Origin of the sequence: Dolichospermum sp. UHCC 0260 (assembly GCF_009711985.1) — a bacterium.
Classification (GTDB): Bacteria; Cyanobacteriota; Cyanobacteriia; order Cyanobacteriales; family Nostocaceae; genus Dolichospermum; species Dolichospermum lemmermannii.
The window spans coordinates 27,565-53,109 of sequence record NZ_VIKZ01000033.1 but is presented as its reverse complement, the minus strand read 5'-3'; the positions used below and the strand labels follow the sequence as shown (position 1 = coordinate 53,109).

Annotated in this window: 24 protein-coding genes; 11 read left to right on the top strand and 13 right to left on the bottom strand. The window is 37.9% G+C overall.

Features of this window, described 5'->3' with window-relative positions:
- Nucleotides 1-4: 4 nt before the first annotated feature.
- The 10 genes from FJR08_RS14055 to FJR08_RS14010 form a co-directional block, all read right to left on the bottom strand.
- Nucleotides 5-631 carry a type I restriction endonuclease gene (locus FJR08_RS14055; protein WP_168633579.1) on the bottom strand — a complete coding sequence of 209 codons (627 nt, stop codon included), beginning with the start codon at nt 629-631 and terminating at the stop codon, nt 5-7.
- Nucleotides 632-670: 39 nt separating this feature from the next.
- Complete coding sequence (locus FJR08_RS14050) at nt 671-1,036, bottom strand: four helix bundle protein (protein WP_015080461.1); 366 nt, start codon at nt 1,034-1,036, stop codon at nt 671-673.
- A gap of 48 nt (nt 1,037-1,084) precedes the next feature.
- Nucleotides 1,085-1,561 (bottom strand): thioredoxin-dependent thiol peroxidase, encoded by a 477-nt coding sequence (gene bcp / locus FJR08_RS14045; protein ID WP_168633578.1) that lies wholly within the window; start codon nt 1,559-1,561, stop codon nt 1,085-1,087.
- A 50-nt stretch (nt 1,562-1,611) separates the two neighbouring features.
- Nucleotides 1,612-2,568, bottom strand: a complete 957-nt coding sequence (locus FJR08_RS14040; protein ID WP_168633577.1) for a ribonuclease Z — start codon at nt 2,566-2,568, stop codon at nt 1,612-1,614.
- A gap of 121 nt (nt 2,569-2,689) precedes the next feature.
- On the bottom strand, nt 2,690-3,583 hold the full coding sequence (locus FJR08_RS14035; protein ID WP_168633576.1) for a sensor histidine kinase: 894 nt from the start codon (nt 3,581-3,583) through the stop codon (nt 2,690-2,692).
- A gap of 84 nt (nt 3,584-3,667) precedes the next feature.
- Entirely contained in the window at nt 3,668-4,345 is a 678-nt protein-coding gene (locus tag FJR08_RS14030; protein ID WP_168633586.1) for a response regulator, read from the bottom strand.
- A gap of 666 nt (nt 4,346-5,011) precedes the next feature.
- A complete protein-coding gene (locus FJR08_RS14025; RefSeq protein WP_168633575.1) occupies nt 5,012-6,412 on the bottom strand; it encodes an HlyD family secretion protein in 1,401 nt (466 codons plus the stop codon).
- 28 nt (nt 6,413-6,440) lie between these two features.
- Nucleotides 6,441-8,591 (bottom strand): peptidase domain-containing ABC transporter, encoded by a 2,151-nt coding sequence (locus tag FJR08_RS14020; RefSeq protein WP_168633574.1) that lies wholly within the window; start codon nt 8,589-8,591, stop codon nt 6,441-6,443.
- 364 nt (nt 8,592-8,955) lie between these two features.
- Nucleotides 8,956-9,285: a hypothetical protein gene (locus tag FJR08_RS14015; RefSeq protein ID WP_168633573.1), complete on the bottom strand. Its 330-nt coding sequence runs from the start codon at nt 9,283-9,285 to the stop codon at nt 8,956-8,958.
- A 358-nt stretch (nt 9,286-9,643) separates the two neighbouring features.
- A complete protein-coding gene (locus FJR08_RS14010) occupies nt 9,644-9,880 on the bottom strand; it encodes a CTB family bacteriocin (RefSeq protein ID WP_168633572.1) in 237 nt (78 codons plus the stop codon).
- Between the two features lie 716 nt (nt 9,881-10,596).
- On the opposite strand from FJR08_RS14010, the gene FJR08_RS14005 reads away from it, so the two are divergent.
- The 6 genes from FJR08_RS14005 to dprA all read left to right on the top strand — a co-directional run bounded on the left by FJR08_RS14005 (nt 10,597) and on the right by dprA (nt 15,982).
- Nucleotides 10,597-11,529 carry a J domain-containing protein gene (locus FJR08_RS14005; RefSeq protein ID WP_168633571.1) on the top strand — a complete coding sequence of 311 codons (933 nt, stop codon included), beginning with the start codon at nt 10,597-10,599 and terminating at the stop codon, nt 11,527-11,529.
- Nucleotides 11,529-12,734: an ATP phosphoribosyltransferase regulatory subunit gene (locus FJR08_RS14000; RefSeq protein WP_168633570.1), complete on the top strand. Its 1,206-nt coding sequence runs from the start codon at nt 11,529-11,531 to the stop codon at nt 12,732-12,734. Before FJR08_RS14005 ends, FJR08_RS14000 begins: the two co-directional genes overlap by 1 nt.
- Before the next feature lie 87 nt (nt 12,735-12,821).
- Entirely contained in the window at nt 12,822-13,049 is a 228-nt protein-coding gene (locus FJR08_RS13995; protein ID WP_148764209.1) for a ferredoxin family protein, read from the top strand.
- A gap of 270 nt (nt 13,050-13,319) precedes the next feature.
- Nucleotides 13,320-14,048, top strand: a complete 729-nt coding sequence (locus FJR08_RS13990) for an ABC transporter ATP-binding protein (RefSeq protein ID WP_168633569.1) — start codon at nt 13,320-13,322, stop codon at nt 14,046-14,048.
- A 72-nt stretch (nt 14,049-14,120) separates the two neighbouring features.
- Nucleotides 14,121-14,777 (top strand): DUF2301 domain-containing membrane protein, encoded by a 657-nt coding sequence (locus FJR08_RS13985; RefSeq protein WP_168633568.1) that lies wholly within the window; start codon nt 14,121-14,123, stop codon nt 14,775-14,777.
- An 89-nt stretch (nt 14,778-14,866) separates the two neighbouring features.
- Entirely contained in the window at nt 14,867-15,982 is a 1,116-nt protein-coding gene (dprA, locus tag FJR08_RS13980) for a DNA-processing protein DprA (protein WP_168633567.1), read from the top strand.
- Here the strand turns inward: dprA and FJR08_RS13975 are convergent.
- From FJR08_RS13975 to FJR08_RS13965, 3 genes are all read right to left on the bottom strand, one after another.
- Nucleotides 15,979-16,251 carry a type II toxin-antitoxin system ParD family antitoxin gene (locus FJR08_RS13975; protein ID WP_168633566.1) on the bottom strand — a complete coding sequence of 91 codons (273 nt, stop codon included), beginning with the start codon at nt 16,249-16,251 and terminating at the stop codon, nt 15,979-15,981. The genes dprA and FJR08_RS13975 overlap by 4 nt on opposite strands.
- 95 nt (nt 16,252-16,346) lie before the next feature.
- On the bottom strand, nt 16,347-17,909 hold the full coding sequence (locus FJR08_RS13970; RefSeq protein ID WP_168633565.1) for a serine hydrolase: 1,563 nt from the start codon (nt 17,907-17,909) through the stop codon (nt 16,347-16,349).
- Between the two features lie 187 nt (nt 17,910-18,096).
- Nucleotides 18,097-18,291, bottom strand: a complete 195-nt coding sequence (locus FJR08_RS13965) for a hypothetical protein (protein ID WP_168633564.1) — start codon at nt 18,289-18,291, stop codon at nt 18,097-18,099.
- Between the two features lie 382 nt (nt 18,292-18,673).
- Between FJR08_RS13965 and FJR08_RS13960 the strand changes: the two genes are divergently transcribed.
- From FJR08_RS13960 to lpdA, 5 genes are all read left to right on the top strand, one after another.
- Nucleotides 18,674-20,434, top strand: coding sequence for an alpha/beta hydrolase (locus tag FJR08_RS13960; protein ID WP_168633563.1), 1,761 nt, complete (start codon nt 18,674-18,676; stop codon nt 20,432-20,434).
- Between the two features lie 85 nt (nt 20,435-20,519).
- Nucleotides 20,520-21,401: a tRNA pseudouridine(55) synthase TruB gene (gene truB / locus FJR08_RS13955; RefSeq protein ID WP_015080449.1), complete on the top strand. Its 882-nt coding sequence runs from the start codon at nt 20,520-20,522 to the stop codon at nt 21,399-21,401.
- 247 nt (nt 21,402-21,648) lie between these two features.
- Nucleotides 21,649-22,689: a hypothetical protein gene (locus FJR08_RS13950; protein ID WP_148279049.1), complete on the top strand. Its 1,041-nt coding sequence runs from the start codon at nt 21,649-21,651 to the stop codon at nt 22,687-22,689.
- A 25-nt stretch (nt 22,690-22,714) separates the two neighbouring features.
- A complete protein-coding gene (locus FJR08_RS13945) occupies nt 22,715-23,890 on the top strand; it encodes a hypothetical protein (RefSeq protein ID WP_168633562.1) in 1,176 nt (391 codons plus the stop codon).
- 132 nt (nt 23,891-24,022) lie between these two features.
- Entirely contained in the window at nt 24,023-25,453 is a 1,431-nt protein-coding gene (gene lpdA / locus FJR08_RS13940; protein ID WP_168633561.1) for a dihydrolipoyl dehydrogenase, read from the top strand.
- Nucleotides 25,454-25,545 lie beyond the last annotated feature (92 nt).

Sequence of the window (25,545 nt, the reverse complement as noted above, 5' to 3'; positions counted from 1 at the left end):
AGAGTTAATTCAAAATTTGACTTAGTTTTTTTAAGATTCGGAAAACTTGATAAAGTTCGTTTTCTCGACGATACAAAGTAAATCTGTCTGACAAAGCATATCTAGGTTGATCTTTTTGCAGCAGTTTGATAAATTGAAAATCTTCTCCATTAATGACTAATGAATATACAGGATAATCAGGATGAGGATTAGCCAGCATATAAGTAAGTGCTTGAGGTATGGCTTGTGCAAGGGAAAAAGCAGTTTTTTTAGATTCAATTACCAATAACCATAATTGTTGCTGAATCACTAAAACATCAATTCTGCCTCTGATAACTTCGTCTTCATTTTCGACGGCAATTTCTATTGATGATTCACTTCTAATCAAGAAAGGTTCATCATAAAATCCAGCTAAACTGAGTAAGGGAGATAAAACAACTAACTTTACGGTTTCTTCTGATAAAGGAGGATGTTTAACCAATCGGAGAAAATGAAATTTTACTCTGTCTAGATATTGCTTTTCTAAATCAGAAATTTCTGGCAAATGTTCCCACCATTCAGGAAAAAACGCTTCACTGTCGGTTTGTTCTAAACTAAATCTTTCTTCTAAATAGGCAATGCCTATATTTTGTGCTTGGATGAACTGAACCATAATACAAATAATAGGATGTCAGGAGTCAGGAGTTAGGAGTTAGGAGGTAGAATTGTTGAGAATAGCTTTTGCATAACTATCTAATAATCTACTAACCTCTTGTAGTTTTAACATTGATTCTGATGTATTAGCATATCCTAAATCTTTTGTGAGAATAAGATAGTATCTACATTCTTCCAGAGAAGCTTGTGCAATATTCATAAATCTTACTTTATCTAAATCTCCTTTTTTCTTAAAGCCCTCAGCGATATTTGCAGGAATAGAAATTGATGCGCGTCTAAATTGAGAAGCGAGTCCATATATTTCGGATTTAGGAAAATTCCCAGTTATCTGATATACTTCTAACACAAATTGATGTGCTTTTTGCCAAACTATTAAATCTTCAAATGTTCTCGCAGGTTGCATTTATTCTGACTCCTGACTCCTGACTCCTGACTCCTGTTTGATAAAAGTTTAAATAGCTGCTAATTCCTTGATTTTTTTAAGTACAGCTTCAGCATGACCTTTTGTTTTGACATTCGGCCAAGCGTAGGCGATGCTTTTATTAGGTGAAATCAGGAAGGTGGAACGGGCAACCCCCATATATTCTTTACCCATAAACTTCTTTAAACGCCATGCACCATAAGCTTCTATTAATTGATGTTTAGGATCAGTTAAGAGGGTAATTGATAAATTGTGTTTGTCAATAAATTTACAATGAGATGCGGCAGAGTCGGGACTAACGCCGATAATTTTCGCGCCTACTGTAGTAAATTCTGAGGATAATTCTGTAAAGTCTTGAGCTTCTGTGGTGCAGCCAGGTGTATTATCTTTAGGGTAAAAATAGAGAACTAGCCACTGATTTAGATCGGCAATATTAACTAAATTATTGTTTTGGTCTGGGGTCGAAAAATCTGGTGCAGGTTGGCCAATTTGGGGAATATTGCTCATATATTAGTTAGAGGGTGATAAATTGGGAATAGATGAAAATTATAGTGAAATTAGGCACTCACACTGGATTCAATTTCTCGTCTGCGAGGGACATCATAAACCATAAAATCATGAGCCATAATTGTTTTCGGAAAAATTGCCTTTGCTTCTTTAAGTAAGTCTTTTAATTCAATGGTATTACCTGGAGCATAGCGGGGGCTAAAATGTGTCATAATCAGTTTGCGAACTCCGGCAATGTATGCTGTTTGCGCGGCCATTGTGGTTGTAGAATGTAACCGCTGAAAAGCCATTTCTGAATCTTGATGAGCAAACGTTGCTTCATGAATTAACACATCTGCATCTTGTGCTAATTGTACTGCACCATCACAATAAACTGTATCTGTACAATAGGCAATTTTCCGACCAATTTCTGTGGAACCACATAATTCACTGCCATTAATTACTCTTCCGTCTGCCAGGGTGACTGTTTCACCGCGCTTGAGTTGTCCATAAATTGGACCTGAAGGAATTTCTAAGGCTTTGGCTTTGTCTATATCAAAGCGTCCGGTTCTATCTTTTTCTGCTACTCGGTAGCCAAAAGCAGGAATGCGGTGATGTAAAAGACCACAGCTAACTGTAAATTCATCATCTTCATAAACTACCCCCGACTGCACAGTATGCACTTTAATGGGGTAAGAAAAATGGGTATGAGAGTAACGGGAAGCGGCTTGTAAGTATTCGTTTAATCCTGGTGGACCATAAATATCAATTTTGTCTACATTACCTGCTAAACCGCAACTGGCAAGCAATCCCATTAAGCCAAAAATATGATCACCGTGCATATGGGTGACAAAAATTCGGGATAGTTGGCTAACTTTTAAATCACTCCGCAAAATTTGATGCTGAGTTCCTTCCCCACAGTCAAATAACCACAATTCTGCTCGTTGTGGTAACCTCAGTGCCACGCTGGAAACGTTGCGTGATCTTGTAGGTACACCGGAACTAGTCCCTAAAAATGTAATCTGCACGGCGTTTTTTAGCTGTCCTTTTGCTCAATATAGTTGTTGATTCTCTATCTTGGCACAGTATTGGCACAGTCAGCTATTTAAGAAAAAGCAAAATATCAAGATTTTCTAATTTTCCTAGTTTTTATTGCCACCAAAAAGAATTTGCTAAAGGCCAAGATAATTCACAAAGAGTACCTTGAGGATAAAGGGACACTCGCCTAAATTCACCTTTAATTTGTTGGGCTAAATTTTTAAATTGTTTTGTCCCCCAACCTTCTTTTGATGAGTTAATTCCTAAACCATTATCCATAATGCTCAGAGTAGCATATTCTTTAGAAGCCGAATAAGTAACTTTCAAACAGGTGATCCCTGTAGCGTGTTTACCAACATTACATAAGGCTTCTTCTAAGAATCTGCAAAGTCTGCGCTTATTTTCAATACTCAAATTGCTTTGATTAATAGTTTCAAAATTGTGAATTTTTAGTTTCAGGGTTTTAAAGCCAGGAAAATCTCGTTCTAAGGTATGGCTATAGACTTGATAGAGGATTTCAGGTAAAGGGTTTTGCAAATCTATGACTAGACTATTTCCTAGATAAAGGCTAGTATCTTGATTAAGAGTTTCTTGTTGCCAAAAATTAGATATTCCTCGTAATTCTTGATTTAGTTCTTCAAGTTCTTTTTCTATTAAAGGTAGCAAGTTATTAATTGGTAATTCTTGCCCTTTAACTAGCTTTAAAACTCTAGCCAGACTTTGTAAAGGTCCATTATGAATTGTTTCAAATTTAGTTTCAATCATGTTTTGGCGAGATTTAATCCCAGCTTTAATAGTTTGGTGATATTGATATAAAGCTATGATACTGATGCAATTAATAACCATCAAAAAAATTGCTGGTATTAAGGCAACTGCAGAATTCCTAGTTAACAAAAAATGACTAATCAAGACTAGACTCAAAATAGTCATGATATTTTCTGATAACTTTTCTCCATAACCAAAATAATTTTCTGGTTGTAGTTTTTTCCAAATTTGAGTTTGCATAAGCTTTTATCTCACTCTCAAAACCTTAATTATGGAAAACAAATTATTGATTTTACTAACTTTATTTATTTGTTTGTTAGTTGATTAATCAATTAATCCTTCAGATCTAGCTTTAATTTCTGTTTGAATACGAATGTTTTTGCCTGCTTCTGGATAAATATTTAAAGCGTCCTGTAATTTATTCCAATAATGACGTACCATGCGTTCAGAAATGCACATCTTTTCAGCAATTGCTTTATCTTGTAATCCTGCTTCAAAGGCTAAGTTCAGGACTTTCAACCATTCTGGTTTCACCTCTAAACCTGAGTGAATTCCTTTGATGTCTTTTGTATGGGTTAATCCCTGTAATGCCCAATCAACTCTAGTTAACATTTCTGGAGTAGAAAGACTTTTATCAGCAATAGTCAAGCCTCCTTGATGATTATCAAGATAAGGACGAATGCGGACTAATGTTCTCACATGGGCGCTTTGAATAACAAGATTTAAATGAGGATAATTTTCCATTAAAACCTTCAAAAGTTGAATACCCGTATCAACCCTCGCTGCCATTTCCGGTTTTTCTGGTATGGAAAGATCCATAACTACTAAGTCAGGTTGGTAACTAATAACTTGCTCAAAAGCATAACTAGCATTTGTAGCCGAATTAAATTCAGCACTAGGATAGTTTTTCCTTAATATTTCCACTGTTCCATTTAAAACTGATTCGTGATCATCAATAACGATGAATTTTAAAATTGTTTTTTCCGATGAAACTTGTTGCATATCTAATAATTGTCCCAATAGGTATACTCCTGATAAGTCTTGATTCCTATCTCATACCATTAATTACAAACAAAGGGAACAGATAAGAAACACTCATTTGCACCAGTTTAGAGCTTCTGTCAAAGAAAAAGATGTTTTTAAAAGATGTGTAAGCACCAAAAAAACAGTGTCATTATTTCAATCTCATGTTTCTAAACATGAGTTTTTCCTGTTAGAAAGTTGCCAGTTCCCTGTTGCCTCTGAATTTTTCCTAGATTCTCTTAGTTATAACTTATTGTCTATGGGGGGTGTCACGCTAATTCCATGAAATTTATTAGAAAATACTGAGATTATGAAGTTGATATATAATCATAATAAATATGTTTGTTTAACAATAATTTAGGTTTAATAAGAGTCGTGACAGATATATTGCCTGGTACTATAGGAGATATTAAGTAATAGAAAATACTTACCAATAAAAGTGCCAGATTGACATAAGGTTTTTGTGAAAGGAGGAGCATTTATCTGGCATTAAAAACTTAAAGCTATTGTAAAGATATTCTAATTCTGGTAAATGGGAATAAAAAATACGAACAACCAGATCCCCGACTTCTTAGAGAAGTCGGGGATCTGCACGCTACGCTACGCTATCACAACTCAAATAGGATTGCTACACTTAATTGCTACTCATAAATCAGTAATTAATCTAGCTTTTCTCAACATAAATTGTAATGCTGTTTCTTCCTTAGAAATAATTTCGGCTGTAGCGTTCATTCCTGATTGCAGTAGACACTGACGACCATTATTTCCAAATGAGTAGCTTTCGGGTTGAATTGCGGCTTCAAAATAGCTAATACCAGAAGAATTTGTAGTATTTGAATCTTTGCTTTGAGGTGTAATTGCATCTGGAGCGATGTTTTTAACAATCCCTTTCGCAGTTCCATAATCAGGATAAGGACAAGCATCAACACGAAGTTGGACTTTTTGATTAATCGCAATTTTGTTAATTTCTGCTGTAGGAATCATGGCTTTAATTACTAAAGGAGCATTATTAGGGACAACTTCAGCAATAGATTCACCAGCCCGCACAAATTGACCAGAATTGCGTAAATTTAGTTTAAATATAATTCCATTACTTGTGGAAAGAATAATACTGTTTTTGCGTTGATTTTCGAGTTGTTGAAGTTCTTTTTGTGATTGTTTAATTTGAGTTTGTATTTCTAATAATCGCTGAATTAAGATTTCTCTTTCTTTATTTAAAACTGCTATATTGGCTTCACCTTTGGCAATTTCTTGAGCAATACGTTGTTCTGCCATTTTCACCATGGCTGTAGTGGGATTAATGGCAGCTTTATTAGATTTAATTTTTATTTGAGCGATATCAACAGCTTTTTTTGCCGCTTCTAATGTTAAACTTATTTGTTTGACAACTAGCTGTTTTTGCTCAAATTCTCGGTTGCCAATTGCACCAATTTTTGATAATTTCTCATAACGATCCCGATCTACTTTGGCAAACTCTAAATCAACTTCAGCCTTTTCTAAATCTACTAATTCTTTTTCAATATTTACCTCCGCTGTCATTAATTCATTTTCAGTATTAATTCTTCGTTCTTGATATTCTCTTTGATTTCTTAACAAATCCTCTCTAGCAGCAGCGATAATTCTTTCTACGACTCTTTTTTCGGCCATTATTTGATTATTTAAAATCCCATTTTGAGCATAAATTTGCATTATTTGTAATTTACTTTGTTTGATACCTTCTTCTAATTGGCTTTTCTTAATTAGCAATTGATCAGTATCTAAGATAGCAATTATTTCCCCTTGCTTAACAATTTGATTTTCTTTGACTAAAATACTTTTAATAGTCCCTTCTATCTTGGGTTGGACTACACGAGTTTCACCTATGGGACGAACAATAGCAGCAGCTTTGATTGTTACATTATATTTTACCCATGAGGATAAAGTAATACTAGCAATAACAGTCCCAATCAGAAATACACCTGCTAAGGATGTCCACCGATTTATAGGTGGAAGTGAATTATCATTGTCACTGAGAGAATCGAATTCTTGATTATGAGTGTAAAGCATAATTATCAAAAGCAATAAATAATAATAACTAAGGAATTACAAAATCTAAATGGTCTCCTGTTTTGCTACGTAAATCTTCCAAAGAACCTACTAATTTCAACCTACCTTGATCTATTAAAACAATCCAATCAGCCCGATTAATTACCTTGGGTCTATGAGTAATTAAAATCGTTGTTTTCCCTTGACGATGTTGAAATAATTGGTCTAAAACTTGGGCTTCACTCACTGGATCTAGTCCACCAGTAGATTCATCTAAAATGAGAATTGCTGGATCTGTAACAATGGCTCTAGCTATGGCTAATCTTTGTCTTTGTCCACCAGAAATATTAGCACCAAATTCACCTAAAATAGTTTGATATGTCTCAGGTAACTTACTTATAAATTCATCAGCACCAGAAATTTTACAAGCTTGAACAATCTGCTCAAAACTAACATAAGGCGCTCCTAATCGGAAATTATCAATAATAGAACGATTCCAAAAATGAGCATCTTGAGGAACAAGAACTATTTGTTGACGGAGACATTCTAAAGAAAGGTCTTGGAGATTATAAATCCCAATCTGGATATTACCAGATTGCAGTTGATATAAACTAGAAATCAATTTGGCTAAGGTGCTTTTACCACAGCCAGATTTACCAATTAGAGCAATATTCTTACCTCCAGGAATCGTTAAAGAAAAATCTTCTAATAAATCAATTCGACCAGGATAATGAAAAGTTAAATTTGTACAAATAATATCAGCATTACTAGAGATTTCTACAAATGGCTTTTTACTATTATCTTCTTCTTCTGGAGTGGCATCAATAACTTCTGTCAGCCTTCGAGTAGCGGTTTTAGCCCGGGTAAATTCATCAACAAAATTAATAACTGTACTAATTAAAGATATAAAATTACCATTCATAGAATTAAAAGCTAGTAATTGCCCAACACTGATATTTTCAGCCGGGTTAATTACTAAATAGCCACCAAACCAGAGTAACACTACGCCACCAATACCAGAAACAAAACCTGAAAATGTATTATTAATAATCCCAATTTGCATCGTCTGAAATGTTAGCCTAGCTAGACGATTAAAACGATTTTGTAATTCATCCCAAAATTGTCTTCTTGATGCGGTTGTTTTGAGAGTTAATGCACCTTTAAAGGTTTCCACTAAAACCCCTTGGGTTTCCGCTTCTGTAACTAACAGTTCATTAGTTTTTTGTTGTAATGTGGGCTGGAAAATAAAGGTAGATGTGGTCATGACCACAGAAATTACTAAAGCTACGAAGGTAAGTTTCCAGCTATAGAAAAACATGAAACCCAAGGAAATTATGGCAATAAAAAATTGACTGGGTAACCCAACAACAACTTGAGCAATTAATTGATTAATCTGGTCAATATCTCGCAGCCGACTCACAACTTCACCACTGCGACGAGTTTCATAATAAGTTAATGGTAAACGCAGAATTTGCCGCCCAAATTCCAAAACTAGACCTAATTGCATTCGTTGAGCAAAATGAGCAATTAAGTTAGACTGGACAAAGGAAAGGCTAGTAGAAATAATATTCATAACTACTACAGCAATGGCTACTGTAGTTAATAATTTTATGTCACCTCTAACCAATACATCATCGGTGAGAATTTGCAGCAGAAAAGGAGAAGTTAAAGACAGTAAACCCAAGACTAAATTGAGAGGTAAAGCTTGGAATAAAATACCACGATAAATCCAAACTCGTCGGAAGAAACGCCAAAAACCACCTTCTTTATCTTGCTTTTGAGCAAAAAACCGAAGGGGGTCTGGTTCTACTAATAATAATAACCAATCTGTCCAAGCTGCTTTGATATCTTCTTTAGAAAGATAACGCATTCCCACTGCTGGATCTGCAATCAGAAATTTTTTACCTTTTTTACCATATAAAATCACCCAATGATTGCCTTGCCAATGAATAATCGCGGGTAAAGGTGCTTCATTAATTTTATCTAATATTTCTGGAGAAGTTTTCACTGGATTGGCGTTAAAACCCAGAATTTCTGCTCCTCTTTTTAATCCTAATAAGGTAGTTCCAAATTGCCCAGTTCCGACGGCTTCCCGAATATGACTAATGGTAAATGTTTGACCGTAATATTTGGCAATTGCCGCTAAACAAGCTGCACCACAGTCTTCTTCACTATGCTGTTTAACAAATTGGTATTTCATTAGCAATTAACCATATAAAGTTGGAAAAATAAGCCAATTTATTTGTTATTAAATTGATTTTTTATATTTATTTAATTGGTGTAAAGCCTTGGCACTTTGCCTAACAATTATGTACAATATTTAAGGAGACAAATTGAACAATCAAGGTAAGAATTCAGGTGAGACGATAAGATCCCCGACTTCTTTTATTTATTGTGTCCATAAATTATAAATTGATGTCAGAAGTCGGGAATATGGGTATGAACGAGTGCTGTAGCTGAATACTTACCAATCAAGATAAAAACTGTCCCAGTTTGTCACACAAAGTGCTGTATGATATAAATAGTGGAATATAAAATGAAGTGATTGTGATTTTGTTTCTCTGCTACAAAAAACTAAATATTTTTGCGAATAAGCTACGACCTCGTCTGCGGTTACTGCGACGACTTCCACCTCCTCCTCCACCAAACAATGAAGATAAAATAAAGGTTGTTTGAGAAAATCTATATTCAGCTTCATTTCTTACAAATCCACTAGAATTTCCTTGAGAAATATTCACTTCACTCATTCCCCTAGAGTATATATCTGTAGTTTGGAAGAACATATAAGACATTCCAAAGGGTGAAGATAATCCGCCCCCAGATACAGACTCTTGTTCCTTTTCTGATATATCTATAAATAGGTCAGAGTTTTTAGTTGTTATTTTTTCAGACATGATAAAACCTCAGTTATTTTTCTGGCACTCTATACAGGTTTAGGGAGTTCTAAATAAAAAATATCCTGTTGATTTGAGGGCAGGTAGCAGGGGGAGGAAAATTTGTTTTAATTCTGTAAAATTGGATAATTTATTTTTGTACTTTTCTTAGACAGAAGATAAAGAATCAGCTACCAGTGGGAAGTTTTTTTTAGAAGCAACCCATGACTGATAGCTGACCTACTTACATACAAAATCGCTATCGATAGTAATGTCGACAGAATTTAGCGAGCTATTCTAGGATATTAATTTGCCTTGCTGTTTTCTCTTTATGTAGAATCACAGTGCAGAATTAATCCTAGAATTATTTGCTAACTAATTAGTAGGAGAAGTATATTTGACTAGCACGTTTATCTAAAGTAGAAGCAACATTATTATTGCCGTACCCAATCAATGATACTACACCACCTGGACCTGCAGAAGATTGAGAATTAAATAATGTAGTATTTTGATTGAAGTTGAGAAGTTCACTAAATGTGGTATCAGGAGCAACTACAACTCCACCAGTTACGATTTCTTGTTGTTCAACAGATACTGCGGTAAATAAATTAGACATGACTGAATTCTCCTTGATTTGAATTATCGCTTGGGATTGTTTACTGCTCGGTTGCCGTTTTCCCCCTCGCTTGTTAATAGAATATCGAGGAGTGATTAGTTAATTCATTGTCAGTTTCTGCAAACTTAATTACCAGATTTAGAACTAAATATTGCCGAAAAATACACGCCAAATCGGCTAAATTATGTTCACCAAATAGAAAATTTCTGCTATCTTCTATTCATTATTCTCAGAAACCAATAACAAACAGAACAAGTATTTTGTTTCGTTTTCACAAACTTTGGGTTATGAGACTGAAAATTCGCCTCATGGGCATTTACATAAATGGATATATGATTATAAGAGCTTAAATAAATTATCTAATTTTAAATCATGCTTAGTCAGGATTAGATTTTATGCCGACAACTGGAGGGCTTTCAAACTTGCCATCATTCCCTGTAAACTAGTAGTTTGTCAAGATAAAAATGATGGACTGTAGTCTGAACGTCTCGCTTGCGCGGGCAAGATGCCCGCACTACCAAAAACCCGTCAAAATAAATTTGACAGACTACTAGGAGACTTCCAATTAAAAAAATATCCCAAAATTTCTTGTGGTGCGGGCATCTTGCCCGCTAATAATATAAGGATGGGCATCTTGCCCGTCCCACAAAATTGGATCATCTTTTTTGTGTAGTTCTCTAGAAAGAATATACCGTGGTGCAATACTTGTAATAAAGATGTCGTTAAAAATAGATGGTGGATTATTTATCTATGATTTCATAGATCATCACGCAATTTTGTGTGTGCCAGTTAATGCTGAATTTCCAGAAATCCGTAAACGTTATTTACAAATTGCTCGGCAGATACACCCAGATAGTTCCAAAGTAGTGGGTGCATTAGAAAAAGATATAGCTAATCAATTGTTTGCAAAGCTAGTTAACCCGGCTTATAAAAAGCTGTCGGTAGAAGCCAATCGGGCTGAATACTTGTTTATTTTATCACAAATGGGCAAACGGTTTGCACAACAATCAGGAGCAATCAGATTAAAGACGGAACTAGCCCAGCAATTGATAACTGCGCCTAATATTAGTATGTCCTATCAGGAAGCGATCGCTAAAATTGCCGAAACTCAATTTAGTGATTTGCAACAAGCATCCCAAATTATCGCTCAAATTAGTGAGCTAAATCTAGTTTACCTGATGCGGGTGGCAGGAGCGTTAACGAATCAGCCCCCATCTAGTCAACCTCAGAATTTTTCCCAAAAATCACCAGCCACCCCAACTTTACCACCGCCAGAAGATTCACCAGTAGAACAATACCTGCGTCGCGCTCAAAATTTGCTAGAAACAAACCAATTGTCCCAGTCCAAAGTAGAATTACAGGAAGCCCTAAAGTTAGAGCCGAAAAATAGTCGTTGCCATAGTTTAATCGCAATGGTATATTTACGGCAAAATCAACTGAAAATGGCAAAAATTCACTTTGATAATGCCCTGAAAATAGATCCTAATGAAAAAATCGCTTTGGAATGGAAACCCAAGGTAGATCAAGCTTTAGGAATTAGAAACAGTGGTTCTCAAGGGAGTTCCGCTTCTAAAACTGAAGAGAAGCAACCAGATAAGTCTGGAAAAAGTGGTTTGTTTGGTGGTTTGTTTGGTGGGAAGAAAAAATAATGGTGTATCAACCAGCAGCGGGAGCAAGAGATCTACTACCTTTAGATGTGGCGCAAAAACGCTGGATTGAAGATAGATTAGAACAAGTATTTCAACGTTGGGGATATCACAGGATTATCACCTCAACTCTGGAACGAATGGATACCCTCATGGCAGGTGAAGCAATTCAGCGTCCCATGGTGATTCAACTCCAAAATAGTCAAAATGAAGAATTGGGATTGCGTCCAGAATTGACGGCTTCTATCGCCCGCACAGTGGTGACTCGCATGACAGATGCGACCTATCCCCAGCGACTATATTACAACGCTAATGTTTTCCGCCGTAATTGGGAAGGCCGCCATAATCGTCAGCAAGAGTATTATCAAGCTGGGGTGGAGTTACTGGGTGCGGGGGGATTATTAGCCAATGCGGAAGTATTGCTATTAGTCGCAGATTGTTTAACAGCATTGGGTTTACAAGGGTGGCGGTTAATTTTAGGGGAAGCGGGAATTACTCGTTCTTTGCTGAATGCTTTTCCCCCGGAAATCAGAAATCAAGTCCGCAGGGCGATCGCTAACTTGGATAGTATAGCTATTGATACCTTACCTTTGAGCGAAGAACTCCGCCAACGCGCTAAAATTATGTTGGATTTGCGGGGTGATAGTCGAGAGGTTTTAGAAAAAGTCAGCAGTTTACATCTAGAACCAGACCAGCATGAGGCAATAAATAACCTCAAATCCCTAGTAGCATTACTAGATGGCAAATTTCCTTTAATCCTTGATTTGAGCCTAATTCAAACTATTGACTACTACACAGGCATTGTTTTTGAAGTAGTTAGTGAGACAAATTCCCAAGCACAGATTTTAGGAAGTGGTGGTCGTTATGACCAATTACTAGGTTTATATCATCCCCAAAAAGAAAATATTCCCGGTATCGGCTTTGAATTGAATATTGATGATTTATACCAAATTCTCCTATTAAATCAGCAACTACCCCAGGATATCCCCGCTAGTAATTGGTTAGTCGTCCCAGAAACCCCCGGCGCTGAAGCTGCGGCTTTTGCCTATGCTGAGAAATTACGTAATTCTCCTGATTTAATTAGAGTAGAAATAGATTTGGGAGATAGGGACGCAGAGGCGATTCGTCAATATGCAAGCGATCGCAACATTGCCCAAATTGCTTGGATTAAAGCCGATGGCTCACACACCATTGAAGCAGGATGTTAAAAATAGGAATCTTGGTAAACTTTCCCAAAATCAATCCAAAATCCAAAATCTAAAATCTAAAATCCAAAAAAGAGGGAATCGGAAAAAATGCCACATACCATTGTTACAGACGTTTGTGAAGGTGTTGCTGACTGCGTAAGTGCTTGTCCTGTAGCTTGTATTCATGAAGGTCCAGGGAAAAACGTTAAAGGTACAGGTTGGTACTGGATTGACTTCGCTACCTGTATAGATTGTGGCATCTGTCTGCAAGTTTGCCCAGTGGAAGAGGCGATTTTACCAGAAGAAAGACCAGAATTGCAAAAAATCACAGCATAGTCAGAAGTTCCAGAATCCAGAATCCAGAATCCAGGGAATTTATTCCCTGTCTTATAGCTAAAGTCGGTTTTAACCGACTATTGTGTCCTTGTTTCTTCAATTGAAAACATGAAGGTTGATTTTTAGGTAATTAGAGTGCGTTTTAACGCACTTTAGCTATAAGACCGGAAATTTATTTCCGAGCGGGTAGGTCAGCTAACAGATAAGCTATTTTAAGCTTCAGTTGACAGGAGTAAGCATTACCAAATCCCTACAAATGTCTAATCACAAATGACTAATAACTATTTATTAAAAGTAGAAAATGTCCACGCTGGATATATTAAAGATGTAGATATTTTGCAAGGTGTCAACTTTCACATTGCACCAGGAGAATTAGTCACAGTCATTGGTCCCAATGGTGCAGGTAAATCCACCTTAGTAAAAACTATTTTTGGACTTTTAACACCTCATACTGGAACTATTACCTTTAAAGAGAAAAATTTAATTGGTTTAAAATCAAATCAAATTGTCGCCAAAGGAATGTCTTATGTTCCGCAAATTGCTAATGTTTTTCCATCTTTAACCATAGATGAAAACTTAGAAATGGGGGCTTTTGTGCGGAATATCCCATTAAAACCTCTTAAAGATAAAATATACAATATGTTTCCCCGATTGAGCGATCGCCGTCGTCAACGCGCGGGGACTATTTCCGGTGGAGAAAGACAAATGTTAGCAATGGGAAAAGCATTAATGTTAGAACCGAGTTTACTGCTTTTAGATGAACCTTCCGCCGCATTATCGCCCATTTTGGTAACTCAAGTATTTGAGCAAATTAAACAAATCAAAGCATCAGGGACTGCGATAGTTTTAGTCGAACAAAATGCCAGAAAAGCCTTAGAGATGGCAGATCGTGGTTATGTGTTAGAATCAGGGAAAGATGCTATGTCAGGACCAGGTAGAGAATTATTAAATGATCCAAAAGTGGGAGAATTATATTTAGGTGCTAGAAAGAGACATTGAAAACAAAAACAAGATCCCCGACTTCTTCAAGAAATCGGGGATCTAAAGACTATACTATTAAGGAATATGAATATGACTACACAAACAATATCATCACCGGAAGTATATCAAGGCCAATTTGGCGAATTTACAATTACCCAAAGCGATCGCCAAAGTGTGATAATTTATCGAACAGGTTTAATGATTGCAGCCCTGTGTTTTGCCATTGGTAGCGGTTTAGTCCTATTCTATCCCCAACCCGCTGCAATTGCCGCCCTGACCCCTCTCTACACCTGTTTTAGTATTGCACTTGGAGTTAGTTTATTAACTATTCATATTTACATGGCATTTTTGCACCGCATTCTCCAAGTTTTTTGGATAATTGGCAGCATTTGTGCCTTTATTTTTGGACATAGTGATAGTCAAGCATTTGCAATTACTATTTATAATCAACCCCTAACCATATTAGGAATTGGTTTTACCTTTGCCGCTTTGACAGGAATTTTTTTCAAAGAAGGTTTTTGTTTCCATCGTTTAGAAACCAAAATCTTAACCCCCCTTGTTCCCTTACTACTATTAGGACATTTAACCGGAATTTTATCAACACCAGCAGAACCGATTTTATTAGCAACTTGGGCAATTTTCTTTTTAATCTTTGCTGTGAGAAAAATTATCCAACCCATTCCTCCCGACATTGGGGATAAATCAGTATTTGATTATTTAAAAAATCAACATTTAGCAAAAGTTTAATCTAATTGCACAGAATAAAAATCATCCGTATTCATCCGCGTTCATCTGCGTTTATCTGCGTTAAATCATTCTAAAAATCTGAATTTCCTATGTCAAACACAGAAGAACGTAAATATTGGTTAGCCTGGTCGCAAATTTCGGGAATTGGTCCCATATTATTACAAAGAGTACAACAGCACTTTGGTAATTTAGAAACAGCTTGGAAAGCCAGTCCTGGAGAATTACGAAAAGTTGAAGGTTTCGGATTTCAAACATTAGAAAAAGTTGTTCAACAAAAATCCCGTTTAAACCCAGAACAACTCCTCATTCAACACCAACAAATAAACCCCCATTTCTGGACACCAGCAGACTCAGAATATCCCCAATTACTGCGAGAAATCCCCAGTCCACCCCCATTATTGTACTATCGGGGAGAAGTTGATTTACAGGAAAATTCAGGACAAAAACCCTTAGTGGGAATTGTGGGAACTCGTCAACCCACAGAATACGGAATTAAATGGACGCGTCAAATTAGTACCGCATTAGCCAAAAATGGTTTTACCGTTGTTTCTGGAATGGCCGAAGGAATAGACACCGAAAGTCACGCAGCAGCAATGAAAGCCGGAGGAAGAACAATAGCAGTGGTGGGAACAGGAGTAGATGTTATTTATCCCTATAAAAATCAAAGTTTATATAAACAGATTTTGACATCTGGCATAGTAATTAGTGAATATCCTGCGAAAACCACACCCAACCGCACCCATTTTCCCCGTCGAAATCGCATCATTGCCGGTTTAAGTCGTGCGGTATTAGTCATAGAAGCAGGAATAAAATCTGGGGCTTTAATCACAGCTACTTATGCGAATGAATTTTGTCGAGATGTTTACGCATTACCAGGAAGAATTGATGATCAACCATCCCAAGGTTGTTTAAAATTAATTAGTCAAGGTGCAGGTTTAATTAATCAAGAACTCAGTGAACTATTAACCCTGTTGGGTGCGATTCCCCAAATAGATATAGAAACTACTATAATTAAATCCCCTCCTCCTAACTTACCACCAGAATTACAACAAGTCATAGATACTTTAACTATTGATGCTTTATCTTTTGATTTTATAATTCAAAAAACAGGTATGAATGCGGCTGTAGTTTCTAGTTCTTTATTACAATTAGAACTCATGGGTTTAATTACCCAACTTCCAGGAATGCGATATCAAAAATGTTAAAGTAATGGTGAGAAAGTTATAAAATTTACGCAAACAAGTTTAATTTTTGCTTGTAGTCTAGCAAAAACTACCTCACCATCTGTTACTTGTCCATTCTTAATCTGTTCAGTTCCTACCGCTATTTTTCCCCGTAGTTCCTCCAGTCTTCTTTCTCTGTCCAGCAGCAAACTAAAAGCCTCATTTACTGCATCTTCTATATTTTCAAATCGCCCTGTGTCAATATAAGCTTGTATTAATTCCTCTGTTTCAGGTTTAATTTGAATATTCATAATGTATTCTCCATCTGATAGATAGCCTTAACGCTGTTCTAACAATAAACCCACATTTTCTGCAACACCGAATTTTGAATTATTTTTGGAATTATTTATTGTTGTGGATAATATTGCGGAGTCAATTGTGGAGTCATCACAGGCGGTGGATAACTACCTACAGGCATATTATTAACCATCCCATTAGGCATAGTAGGATTCATCAGTGGTGGTTGAATTGGTTGCTGAATCAAAGGAGGAACAGGTGGTTGATAATTAGAAATAGGTGGAGTTATTGGTTGAGTTATTGGTTGAGTAACTGGTTGATTATTTGTTGGATTGCTGGGTGTGACTGTAGCTTGGCTAAAATGTTGATAAGCAGCGCTAGAAATAGAACTAATTAATTTTGCAGCGCGAGGATCATTATTGGGACGTTTTACCATGATAGCGGCAATATAACGCTTACCTGTCGGGACATCAATCAACCCCGCATCTGCCAACATAGTACCAATATCACCTGTTTTATGATAAGCATTTGCGCCTTTTCCTAAGCCAGCAGGTAAAAGATTATCTCGTTCAGTGCGACTCATGATATTAAGAATTAAATCACGCGATCGCATACTCACCATATTACCTTGATTCACCATCGAGATCAAATTCCCCAATTCTCGCGGACTAGTAGTATTAGTCCCTTCTAAATCCGGGAGAGGATTACGAATCATCGTCGTTATCAGTCCCCAACTGCGAAAACGCCCATTTAACGCCTCTTGTCCACCCAATTTAGCGACCAGCATATTCGTGGCTGTATTGTCGCTAATTGTAATCATCTTCGTAGCTACATCAAGAGCCGTGTATTTGCTGCCTGTGGGTTGATATTGCATATTTCCCGAACCCCCGACAATCATCTCCTTTTGCAAAATCAACATTTCATCCAGGCGGATTTTACCCCCATCCACATCCTGGAAAAAAGCAATCAAAATCGGGATTTTAATCGTGCTGGCCGCAGCAAAACTTATATTACTATTAATATCTATATAACCACCATTATCTAAATCTAATAAAAACACCCCTGGTATCAAATCAGAATTAGCGGTGGTGAGAGTTTGCAAAGAATTTTTTAAAGGAGTAATTTCCTGAGCCAGATATAAGCTTGTATTAGAACTTTGAGATGATTTTTGAGAAGTTGTAGTTTGAGCTACCGACATAACTGAATTAATGCGATTAGCAGGGTCTAGGAATGACAACAACGTACCCACAATCGCACCGACACCCACCCCGACAATCAACAACCGCAAGGCATATAACATGGTTCTAGCCATGGGTTTTAACCTGGTCTTGCGTGATCCTTTTCTGGCTATTTTCGGCTTTTCCATGGGTACCGTCTTTAATCTCACATTCCCCGGTGGCGAGATTTGAGTATTCTTCTTGACCGTAGGGACGGGTTTAACACCTGGGGGCATCATCTTCCGTGATGCTGGTCTTCGCCCCCCAGACGGGATAGGCGCAGAACTGATATGATTATTTATACAAGCCAATGCTGCCGCTTCTCTTGGGCTAGAAACTGCCGGCTGATTGATAACTTTTTTCTGTCCTGTCTTGGAGACTGGACGTTTACGCCGGCGACGCTGTACAGGTTGCCTTTGTGATATAGGTATGAGTTTGTCACTCGTTTCTGACATAGCTACTCCTTGTCACCCTCGACCCAGATTGTAAATTTATGCACATTGATACTCAGTTTACCTTTTGGGACTAAGTAGCATTTTTGTGTCTAGTCTACTTTATATTTATCTTTTTGGGTAATCAGTTAGGTACATGATAACCCAAATTGGCGTTTTTAATATTGCGGTTAGTCAACAGTCAGAAGATTTACATGAAATTATGTAAATTAAAATTGCCATGCAGACAATTTGCATAATCAAAACTACTAGAAGCCTGACCACAGATATCTTTATTCATTTTCAAGTTTTGATTTTTAATTGCTGAGGTATCTAAAATTAATATTACCCGGACTCCTAGCCAATAGCCAGAATTAATTAAGTATTCCTGGTACTTGAATATCATGTCAAAATGATTTGTCTAATTTAGTCATTATCAATGATATTTCAAAGTTCGGATTAGTGGTATTTAATTATGAGTACATTTTAAATTGTTATCAGTTTGACATCTATGGCATTCAAGAAATCTAATTAATAGGATTAATTAGCATTATTTAGATTTTATTAATCAGGAATAACACATAATAAATACTGATGTAGATAATTTCTGTATTTATTATGATCTTACAAGAAGTCCTAGTAATTAATTAGCAGCAACCTCATTTAAACCAGTCTTAAATTTGTTTGCGTAGCTTGTCATAGGCATTATTTTAAATTGGTTAACAGGGTGTTTAAATAACTACCAAAATTTGAGCTTCGCTCAACAACATCACCACAAAAGTTAAGCGATGAATATGTTTGGTCATTGGGGCAGCACCCTGAAAAGGAATTTCCTATCACTGATTTTATCCATATTGCTGCCAATATTTGGGATAAGTAACTCTGTTATGGCAGCAGAACAAATTCATGCTTCTTATTCAGCACTAGAAATTTCTATTCCCATTAGTGCCTTAGAAAGCTATGCTAAATATGGAATAATTAATCCAGATTTAGCCGGATATTATCAATATATTCCCACCAATAAACTGCCAGAAGTAAGGAGAATTTTAATGCAGCCGCTGAAAATTAGTCCGGCTGTAGCTGCCCAATTTCTTGACACCCAACAAGGGAAATTTATCTTACAAAGATTAGCAGAATTAATTAAAACTAAATCCCATTATCCAAAATTTGTATCTCAGTCATTACGCACAGCCTTAATTGCCGCTGCGGCTGAACCGGAAGGGTTGAATTTATTAAATTTATTACGTAAATATCCTCAAAATAATATTAAAATTGATATGGTTTCCAGCATGAAAATTGCTGATGAATTGGAGAAAATGATCAGCGAAACTGAAAAAACTATTTCCGCATTAATCCAAACATCAAAATTAGAAGCTGCTAAAATCTCCCAAGCTAATTTGTCTCCATTCCCAAAATTGCCAAATCAACCCAATCTTTTAGCAAGAACACAAACAATCAAGTTTTTTGACTCCTCAAGAAATAGACATTTATCCACAGATATATATATTCCTAATACCCAAAATCCTGCCCCTGTAATTGTTATTTCTCATGGCTTAGGTTTGGATAGTAGTAATTTTCGTTATTTAGCAAATCATTTAGTTACAAATGGTTTTGCTGTAGTTATTCCCAATCATCCTGGTAGTAATACTCAACAATTACAATCTTTAATTAAGGGTAATAGCAATCAAGTCACGCACCCCAATGAATTTAAAGATAGACCTTTAGATATCAAATATATTTTAGATCAATTAGAGTCAGATCCACAATTTCAGCACCGATTCAACTTACAACAAGTAGGCATATTTGGACAGTCATTAGGAGGTTATACTGCCCTAGCTTTAGCAGGGGCAAAAATTAACTTTCAACAACTACAAGCAGACTGTGATCACGACAAATTGCGAAATACTTGGAATATGTCTTTACTGTTGCAATGTCAAGCTTTAGAATTGCCCAACCAGTCAGGACAAGAGTACAATTTACAAGATACCAGAATCAAAGCAGCGATCGCTGTTAATCCCATCACCAGTTCTATTTTCGGACAAGCCGGTTTAAGCCAAATTCACACCCCAATCATGATCATTGGTAGCAGTGAAGATACCGTTGCTCCCGCATTATATGAGCAAATTGTCCCTTTTTCTTGGATTACTCATCCCCAGAAATATTTAGTCATGCTACTTGGTGGTACGCATTTTTCCACCATTGGGAATAGCAATCCTGACAGTAAACAAATGGCATTACCAACAGATATGATCGGTGATGCTTCTCAAGCTCATGATTATATCAATGCTTTGAGTTTACCTTTCTTCCAAACCTATATAGCCGAAAAACTAGAATATCTTTCCTATCTTAACGCCGCCTATGCTGAAAGTATTTCTAGTCAGTCTCTCGGTTTAAATCTTGTTCAGTCTCTTGATCATCTCAAAATAGCACCAACTTTAGGTGAGCATTTCCCAGAAACCAACCCCGTTAAAAAAAGACTTTCTCATACCATCGTCCATTTTGGATTTTGGCTGCTGGGTATCGGTATTTCCCTATTGCATTTGATTTAAATTCCCGACTTGTTCAAGAAGTCTGGGATCTCCTATTTCCTATTTGTGTGAAAATACAAAGATCTCAACTCTAAAATCTAAAATTGTGCAAGGCTTTCTCAATTTAAACAAACCATTTGACTGGACTTCTCATGACTGCGTAGCCAAAGTCCGCAAACTACTGAATATGAAACGAGTCGGACACGCAGGAACTTTAGACCCCAAAGCTACCGGAGTATTACCAATAGCCTTGGGTAAAGCCACCAGATTATTACAATATTTACCAGGAGAAAAGGCTTATCAAGCCACTGTTCGGCTGGGGATACAAACTACTACAGATGATTTAGAAGGGGAAATTATTACCTCTGTACCCTGTCCAGGATTGGATTTGGAGAATATCAAAACCGTCCTTTCCCAGTTTATCGGTAAAATTGAGCAAATCCCCCCCAGCTACAGCGCCATTCAAGTTGATGGCCAACGCTTATATGATTTAGCGCGGAAAGGGGAAAAAGTTGAAGTTCCCGTGCGAACAGTCGAAATTTCCCAAATTCAGGTGTTAGATTGGCGAGATGGAGATTTTCCAGAATTAGATCTAGCCATATCCTGTGGTTCGGGAACATATATTCGTGCGATCGCTCGTGATTTAGGTACAATATTAAACACAGGTGGCACTCTATCTGCCCTAATTCGCACAGAAAGCAGCAGTTTTCAGCTTCAAACCAGTCTCAGCTTCACAGATTTAGCCACCGAAATCGAAAACGGCAGATTTCAACCCATATCCCCAGACGCACCATTACAACACCTAAAATCCCTAAATTTACCAGCAGAATCAGCCAAAAGATGGTGTCAAGGTCAAAAAATTTCCCTCAATCTTGATATTCCCGACTTTGTGCGAGTTTATGAAACCCAAACCAATTTTTTAGGAATTGGGAAATTAACCAATGATTTATTAGTTCCCCAAATGGTGTTTTATGAATATCCAAATTAAAAATTAAGCAATTATAAATTAAAGAAAGAACTGCTGTCAGGAGTTGACGATGAATGTAGAATCCCCTCGGCTAAAGCCGAGGGGAGTGTCAAAAGTTCATAATTCTCCTGATAAATTCACGACAAATTCACAAAAATAGCACAATTCATCCTGTACATGACTCTTTTTTGGGAATTACTCTAATATACATTCGGGTGCATATAACCGTTGTGAGGAGTAAATTTTGAGAAAGGTAAAATTTCTATGTATGTTGTTACACACAAATTGGCTAAAGTGTATATGTACAACTTTGTTAGGCTATATATGGGCTACCACCAGTCTTTCAGTTACCCCTGCTTATGCAACAAATGAGATAGCGTCTAAAACCCATAGCAGTAAGGAATTAATAACTAATCAAGCCGCCTTAAAGACTAACTTACCGGATCTGCAAGAGGTGTTAGCGAAAAACGTAGAATCCAGGCAGAAGATTGAATCTCTTGTTGAGCAAAAAGAAGCAGGGATCATTGCTCAAACAGAAACTCCAGTCCCTGTAAATAACAGTCAAATTGATGCTGATAAATTACGCCAGGATTTATTAGTTGATCCCCTTGTTAAAGTAATTCCAGCCAAGCGAACCTACTCTCCTTCACTTACCTTTGCTACGCCAAGCGCCTTTGGAGCTACCTGGGGTGACGTTTTTATAGGGGCATCCGCAGCAACCACTGGTAAAGCTAGAACTCAACCAGACGGGAGTATCAGTATGGGTTTTGGGTTAGGAGATGCCCGGAAACTAATCGGTCTAGAACTTGGCTATAATATTGGCAGTATCAAGAGTTTTGGTGCAAATGGAACTTTTGACCTCAAAGCCAACCGCATTATCTATGCTAAAAACAACACTCAAATAGCCGCGGCTGCTGGCTGGAGAACTTTTGCATCGCACGTTGGTGGTGGAGAAACCGTGAGACCTTCCGGTGTCTATGGTGTGGTAACAAGTTACTCCCTATTAAAGCCTAAGGATACTGTTAATAAAATGCCTATCTCCTTTTCCGTAGGAGCCGGTGGTGGCGATTTCCGCACAGGTGATGCAAGTACAGGTGTATTTGCTGGAGTTGGGGTACAAGTTCATCCCCAAATAGGTGTGGGTATGGGCTGGAGTGGAGTTGGTTTAAATGTTGGGGCTTCTTTCGTACCTATATCTACTATTCCCTTGACCATTAATGCCGTCGGCGCGGATCTTACCGATACTAGCCAAGGCGGCACAGTCTTTGTTCTAAGTGTAGGCTATGGATTCAATTTCCTACCTAAATAAACACTTCAATTTTGAGAAAATCACCATGTTAAAAATCAGAACTTTTATTCTTGCCCTCAGTCTCACTCCCCTATTGGCGCTCAATTGGCAGACCTCTAGCCCAGCCCAAACTTCGCCCAGTCTGGGTACAGCCGGGAGTATGAGTGGCGCTCCTGGACCAGTTAATACGAGTCCTAGTGTGGGGACTGCTGGTGGCATGAGTGGCGGTGGCAACACTAGCACCAGTGGTAATACTATTTCCAACCCCGATCCCAGTGTCGGAACTGCTGGTGGTCAGAGTGGCGGTGGAACTACTGGCTCTAATGGTAATACTAATTCTAATCCCAGTGTCGGCAACGCTGGCGGTCAAAGTGGCGCTGGCAACGGGACAGCCAACAATGGTAATCCCGATGATAATACCAATCCTAGTGTTGGCAACGCTGGCGGTCAGAGTGGCGCTGGCAACGGGACAGCTAACAATGGTAATCCCGATGATAATACCAGTCCTAGTGTCGGCAACGCTGGCGGTCAAAGTGGCGCTGGCAACGGGACAGCCAACAATGGTAATCCCGATGATAATACCAGTCCTAGTGTCGGCAACGCTGGCGGTCAAAGTGGCGCTGATCAAGAGACAGCCAACAATGGTAATCCCGACGAGAATACCAGTGCTAGTGGCGGGAACGCTGGTGGTCAGAGTGGTGCTGGTGAAGAGACAGCTAACAATGCCGACAATGGTGGCAATAATAATGAAGGAAATGATCAGAATCCTTCAGGTTCTGGAGAAACTCTTATACCTAGAGCATCTTCTATTCGCATCATCCGCACAGCAGCCGGAAAGACAATTAGGATTAGAATAAGAAGCGTTCAGAGAAAACTAAATGAGGCTGCTTTTAACCTATTAAATAGCAACAATCCCGGAGTTTTAGTAGCCCTCTTGCAAGGCGGATCAATTGGACAGACCGCATCTGATAACTTGACAAATTTCCTAACTAATGCAGGTGTTAATACAGACTTAGGAAATAACTTAAGAGTAATCCTCAGTAGGATTGCACCCAATCAAGGAAATGCGGATGTAGATATTAACCAGTTGAATAATGCTATTAATACTTACAACCAGATTATTCAACAAAGTAGTCCGGTGACTTTGCAAGCGCTTTCACAAAGCCAAGATTTTGTGGCAATTGGTCAAGCGCTAAAAGAATTGAGAACAGCGGTCAACTAATCTCAAGCCCAATCACACATTAACAGAAAATAACGGGGAGACACAAGAGCTTCTCCGTTATTTTTTGTTAATTTGAGAAAGTTACATAAAAAAGTTAAGTTGATAATAGGCGAAGACAACGGGGAAATAAAAGTGAGTCCTGGATTTGATTACGATTTAGTGATTATCGGCGCTGGTGTGGGTGGTCATGGTGCTGCTTTACACGCTATCAGTTGCGGTCAGAAAACAGCAATTATTGAAGCTGGAGATATGGGAGGAACTTGTGTAAACAGGGGTTGTATTCCTTCTAAGGCATTACTCGCGGCTTCAGGAAAGGTGAGGGAATTACGTAATGCTCATCATCTCAAGTCTTTGGGAATACAGATTGGCCATGTCGAGTTTGAACGGCAAGCGATCGCTGATCATGCTAACAATCTCGTCTCCAAAATTCAAGGGGACTTAACCAACAGTCTCAAACGCTTGGGAGTTGAGATTATCCGAGGTTGGGGCAAGGTATCTGGGACACAAAAAGTTACCATCGTCACAGATAAAGGTGAGAAAACCATCACCGCCCAAAATATCATCCTTTCCCCTGGTTCTGTCCCCTTCGTTCCCCCTGGAATTGAAGTAGACGGCAAAACTGTATTTACCAGTGACCAAGGCGTTAAATTAGAAACTCTACCCAAGTGGGTGGCGATTATTGGTAGCGGTTATATCGGCTTAGAATTTTCTGATGTTTACTCGGCTTTAGGTTGTGAAATTACCTTAATTGAAGCCCTCAGTGAGTTAATGCCAGGATTTGATCGGGATATTGCTAAACTGGCAGAACGGGTTTTAATTAACCCCCGCGATATTGAAACCAAAGTCGGTATTTACGCCAAAAAAGTCATTCCTGGTTCACCAGTAGTCATTGAGTTGGCTGACTTTGAAACTAAAGAAGATTTAGAAGTTCTCGAAGTTGACGCTTGTTTAGTCGCTACCGGTCGGGTTCCCGCTACCCAAAATCTTGGTCTAGAATCCGTTGGCGTTGAACTTGACCGCCGCAATTTTATTCCTGTCAATGATAATATGGCGGTATTGGCCAATGGGGAAGTTATCCCCCATCTCTGGGCTATTGGTGATGCTACCGGCAAAATGATGTTAGCTCATACTGCATCTGCCCAAGGGATCATTGCTGTAGAAAATATCTTGGGTCGTCAGAAAACAGTTGACTATCGCAGCATTCCTGCGGCTGCTTTCACCCATCCAGAAGTTAGTTATGTGGGCTTAACAGAAACCGCCGCCCATGCTTTAGGATTAACTCAAGGTTTTGAAGTCGCCACCAGTAAGAGTTACTTTAAAGGTAATTCCAAGGCTTTGGCGGAAAATGATACTGATGGAATGACGAAGGTAATTTATCGCAAAGATACTGGCGAGGTCTTAGGTGTACATATCTTTGGTCCCCACGCCTCGGATTTAATTCACGAAGCCGCAGCCGCTATTGCTAATCGTCAATCTATCCAAACTCTTGCTTACCTGGTTCACGCTCATCCAACGCTTTCAGAAGTTTTAGATGAAGCTTATAAACGTGCATTAGTAAGTTAGTCAATTGTCAGTGGTCAGTGGTCAGTGGTCAGTTGAATAAATGGCGAAATCTAACTTCGAGAATTTGCAAGTTTACCAATTAGCTTAAGAAA

Excerpts from the sequence above, each read along its gene's own strand:
- FJR08_RS13970 (WP_168633565.1), bottom strand. The coding sequence starts at position 17,909 with ATGTCAGAAACGAGTGACAAACTCATACCTATATCACAAAGGCAACCT.
- FJR08_RS14005 (WP_168633571.1), top strand. The coding sequence starts at position 10,597 with ATGTCGTTAAAAATAGATGGTGGATTATTTATCTATGATTTCATAGAT.
- FJR08_RS14010 (WP_168633572.1), bottom strand. The coding sequence starts at position 9,880 with ATGTCTAATTTATTTACCGCAGTATCTGTTGAACAACAAGAAATCGTA.
- FJR08_RS13960 (WP_168633563.1), top strand. The coding sequence starts at position 18,674 with ATGAATATGTTTGGTCATTGGGGCAGCACCCTGAAAAGGAATTTCCTA.
- FJR08_RS14050 (WP_015080461.1), bottom strand. The coding sequence starts at position 1,036 with ATGCAACCTGCGAGAACATTTGAAGATTTAATAGTTTGGCAAAAAGCA.
- FJR08_RS13995 (WP_148764209.1), top strand. The coding sequence starts at position 12,822 with ATGCCACATACCATTGTTACAGACGTTTGTGAAGGTGTTGCTGACTGC.
- FJR08_RS14020 (WP_168633574.1), bottom strand. The coding sequence starts at position 8,591 with ATGAAATACCAATTTGTTAAACAGCATAGTGAAGAAGACTGTGGTGCA.
- dprA (WP_168633567.1), top strand. The coding sequence starts at position 14,867 with ATGTCAAACACAGAAGAACGTAAATATTGGTTAGCCTGGTCGCAAATT.
- bcp (WP_168633578.1), bottom strand. The coding sequence starts at position 1,561 with ATGAGCAATATTCCCCAAATTGGCCAACCTGCACCAGATTTTTCGACC.
- FJR08_RS14030 (WP_168633586.1), bottom strand. The coding sequence starts at position 4,345 with ATGCAACAAGTTTCATCGGAAAAAACAATTTTAAAATTCATCGTTATT.
- FJR08_RS14035 (WP_168633576.1), bottom strand. The coding sequence starts at position 3,583 with ATGCAAACTCAAATTTGGAAAAAACTACAACCAGAAAATTATTTTGGT.
- FJR08_RS13985 (WP_168633568.1), top strand. The coding sequence starts at position 14,121 with ATGACTACACAAACAATATCATCACCGGAAGTATATCAAGGCCAATTT.
- FJR08_RS13950 (WP_148279049.1), top strand. The coding sequence starts at position 21,649 with ATGTTGTTACACACAAATTGGCTAAAGTGTATATGTACAACTTTGTTA.
- FJR08_RS13990 (WP_168633569.1), top strand. The coding sequence starts at position 13,320 with ATGACTAATAACTATTTATTAAAAGTAGAAAATGTCCACGCTGGATAT.
- FJR08_RS14000 (WP_168633570.1), top strand. The coding sequence starts at position 11,529 with ATGGTGTATCAACCAGCAGCGGGAGCAAGAGATCTACTACCTTTAGAT.
- FJR08_RS14015 (WP_168633573.1), bottom strand. The coding sequence starts at position 9,285 with ATGTCTGAAAAAATAACAACTAAAAACTCTGACCTATTTATAGATATA.
- FJR08_RS14055 (WP_168633579.1), bottom strand. The coding sequence starts at position 631 with ATGGTTCAGTTCATCCAAGCACAAAATATAGGCATTGCCTATTTAGAA.
- FJR08_RS13975 (WP_168633566.1), bottom strand. The coding sequence starts at position 16,251 with ATGAATATTCAAATTAAACCTGAAACAGAGGAATTAATACAAGCTTAT.
- FJR08_RS14025 (WP_168633575.1), bottom strand. The coding sequence starts at position 6,412 with ATGCTTTACACTCATAATCAAGAATTCGATTCTCTCAGTGACAATGAT.
- FJR08_RS13945 (WP_168633562.1), top strand. The coding sequence starts at position 22,715 with ATGTTAAAAATCAGAACTTTTATTCTTGCCCTCAGTCTCACTCCCCTA.
- FJR08_RS13965 (WP_168633564.1), bottom strand. The coding sequence starts at position 18,291 with ATGATATTCAAGTACCAGGAATACTTAATTAATTCTGGCTATTGGCTA.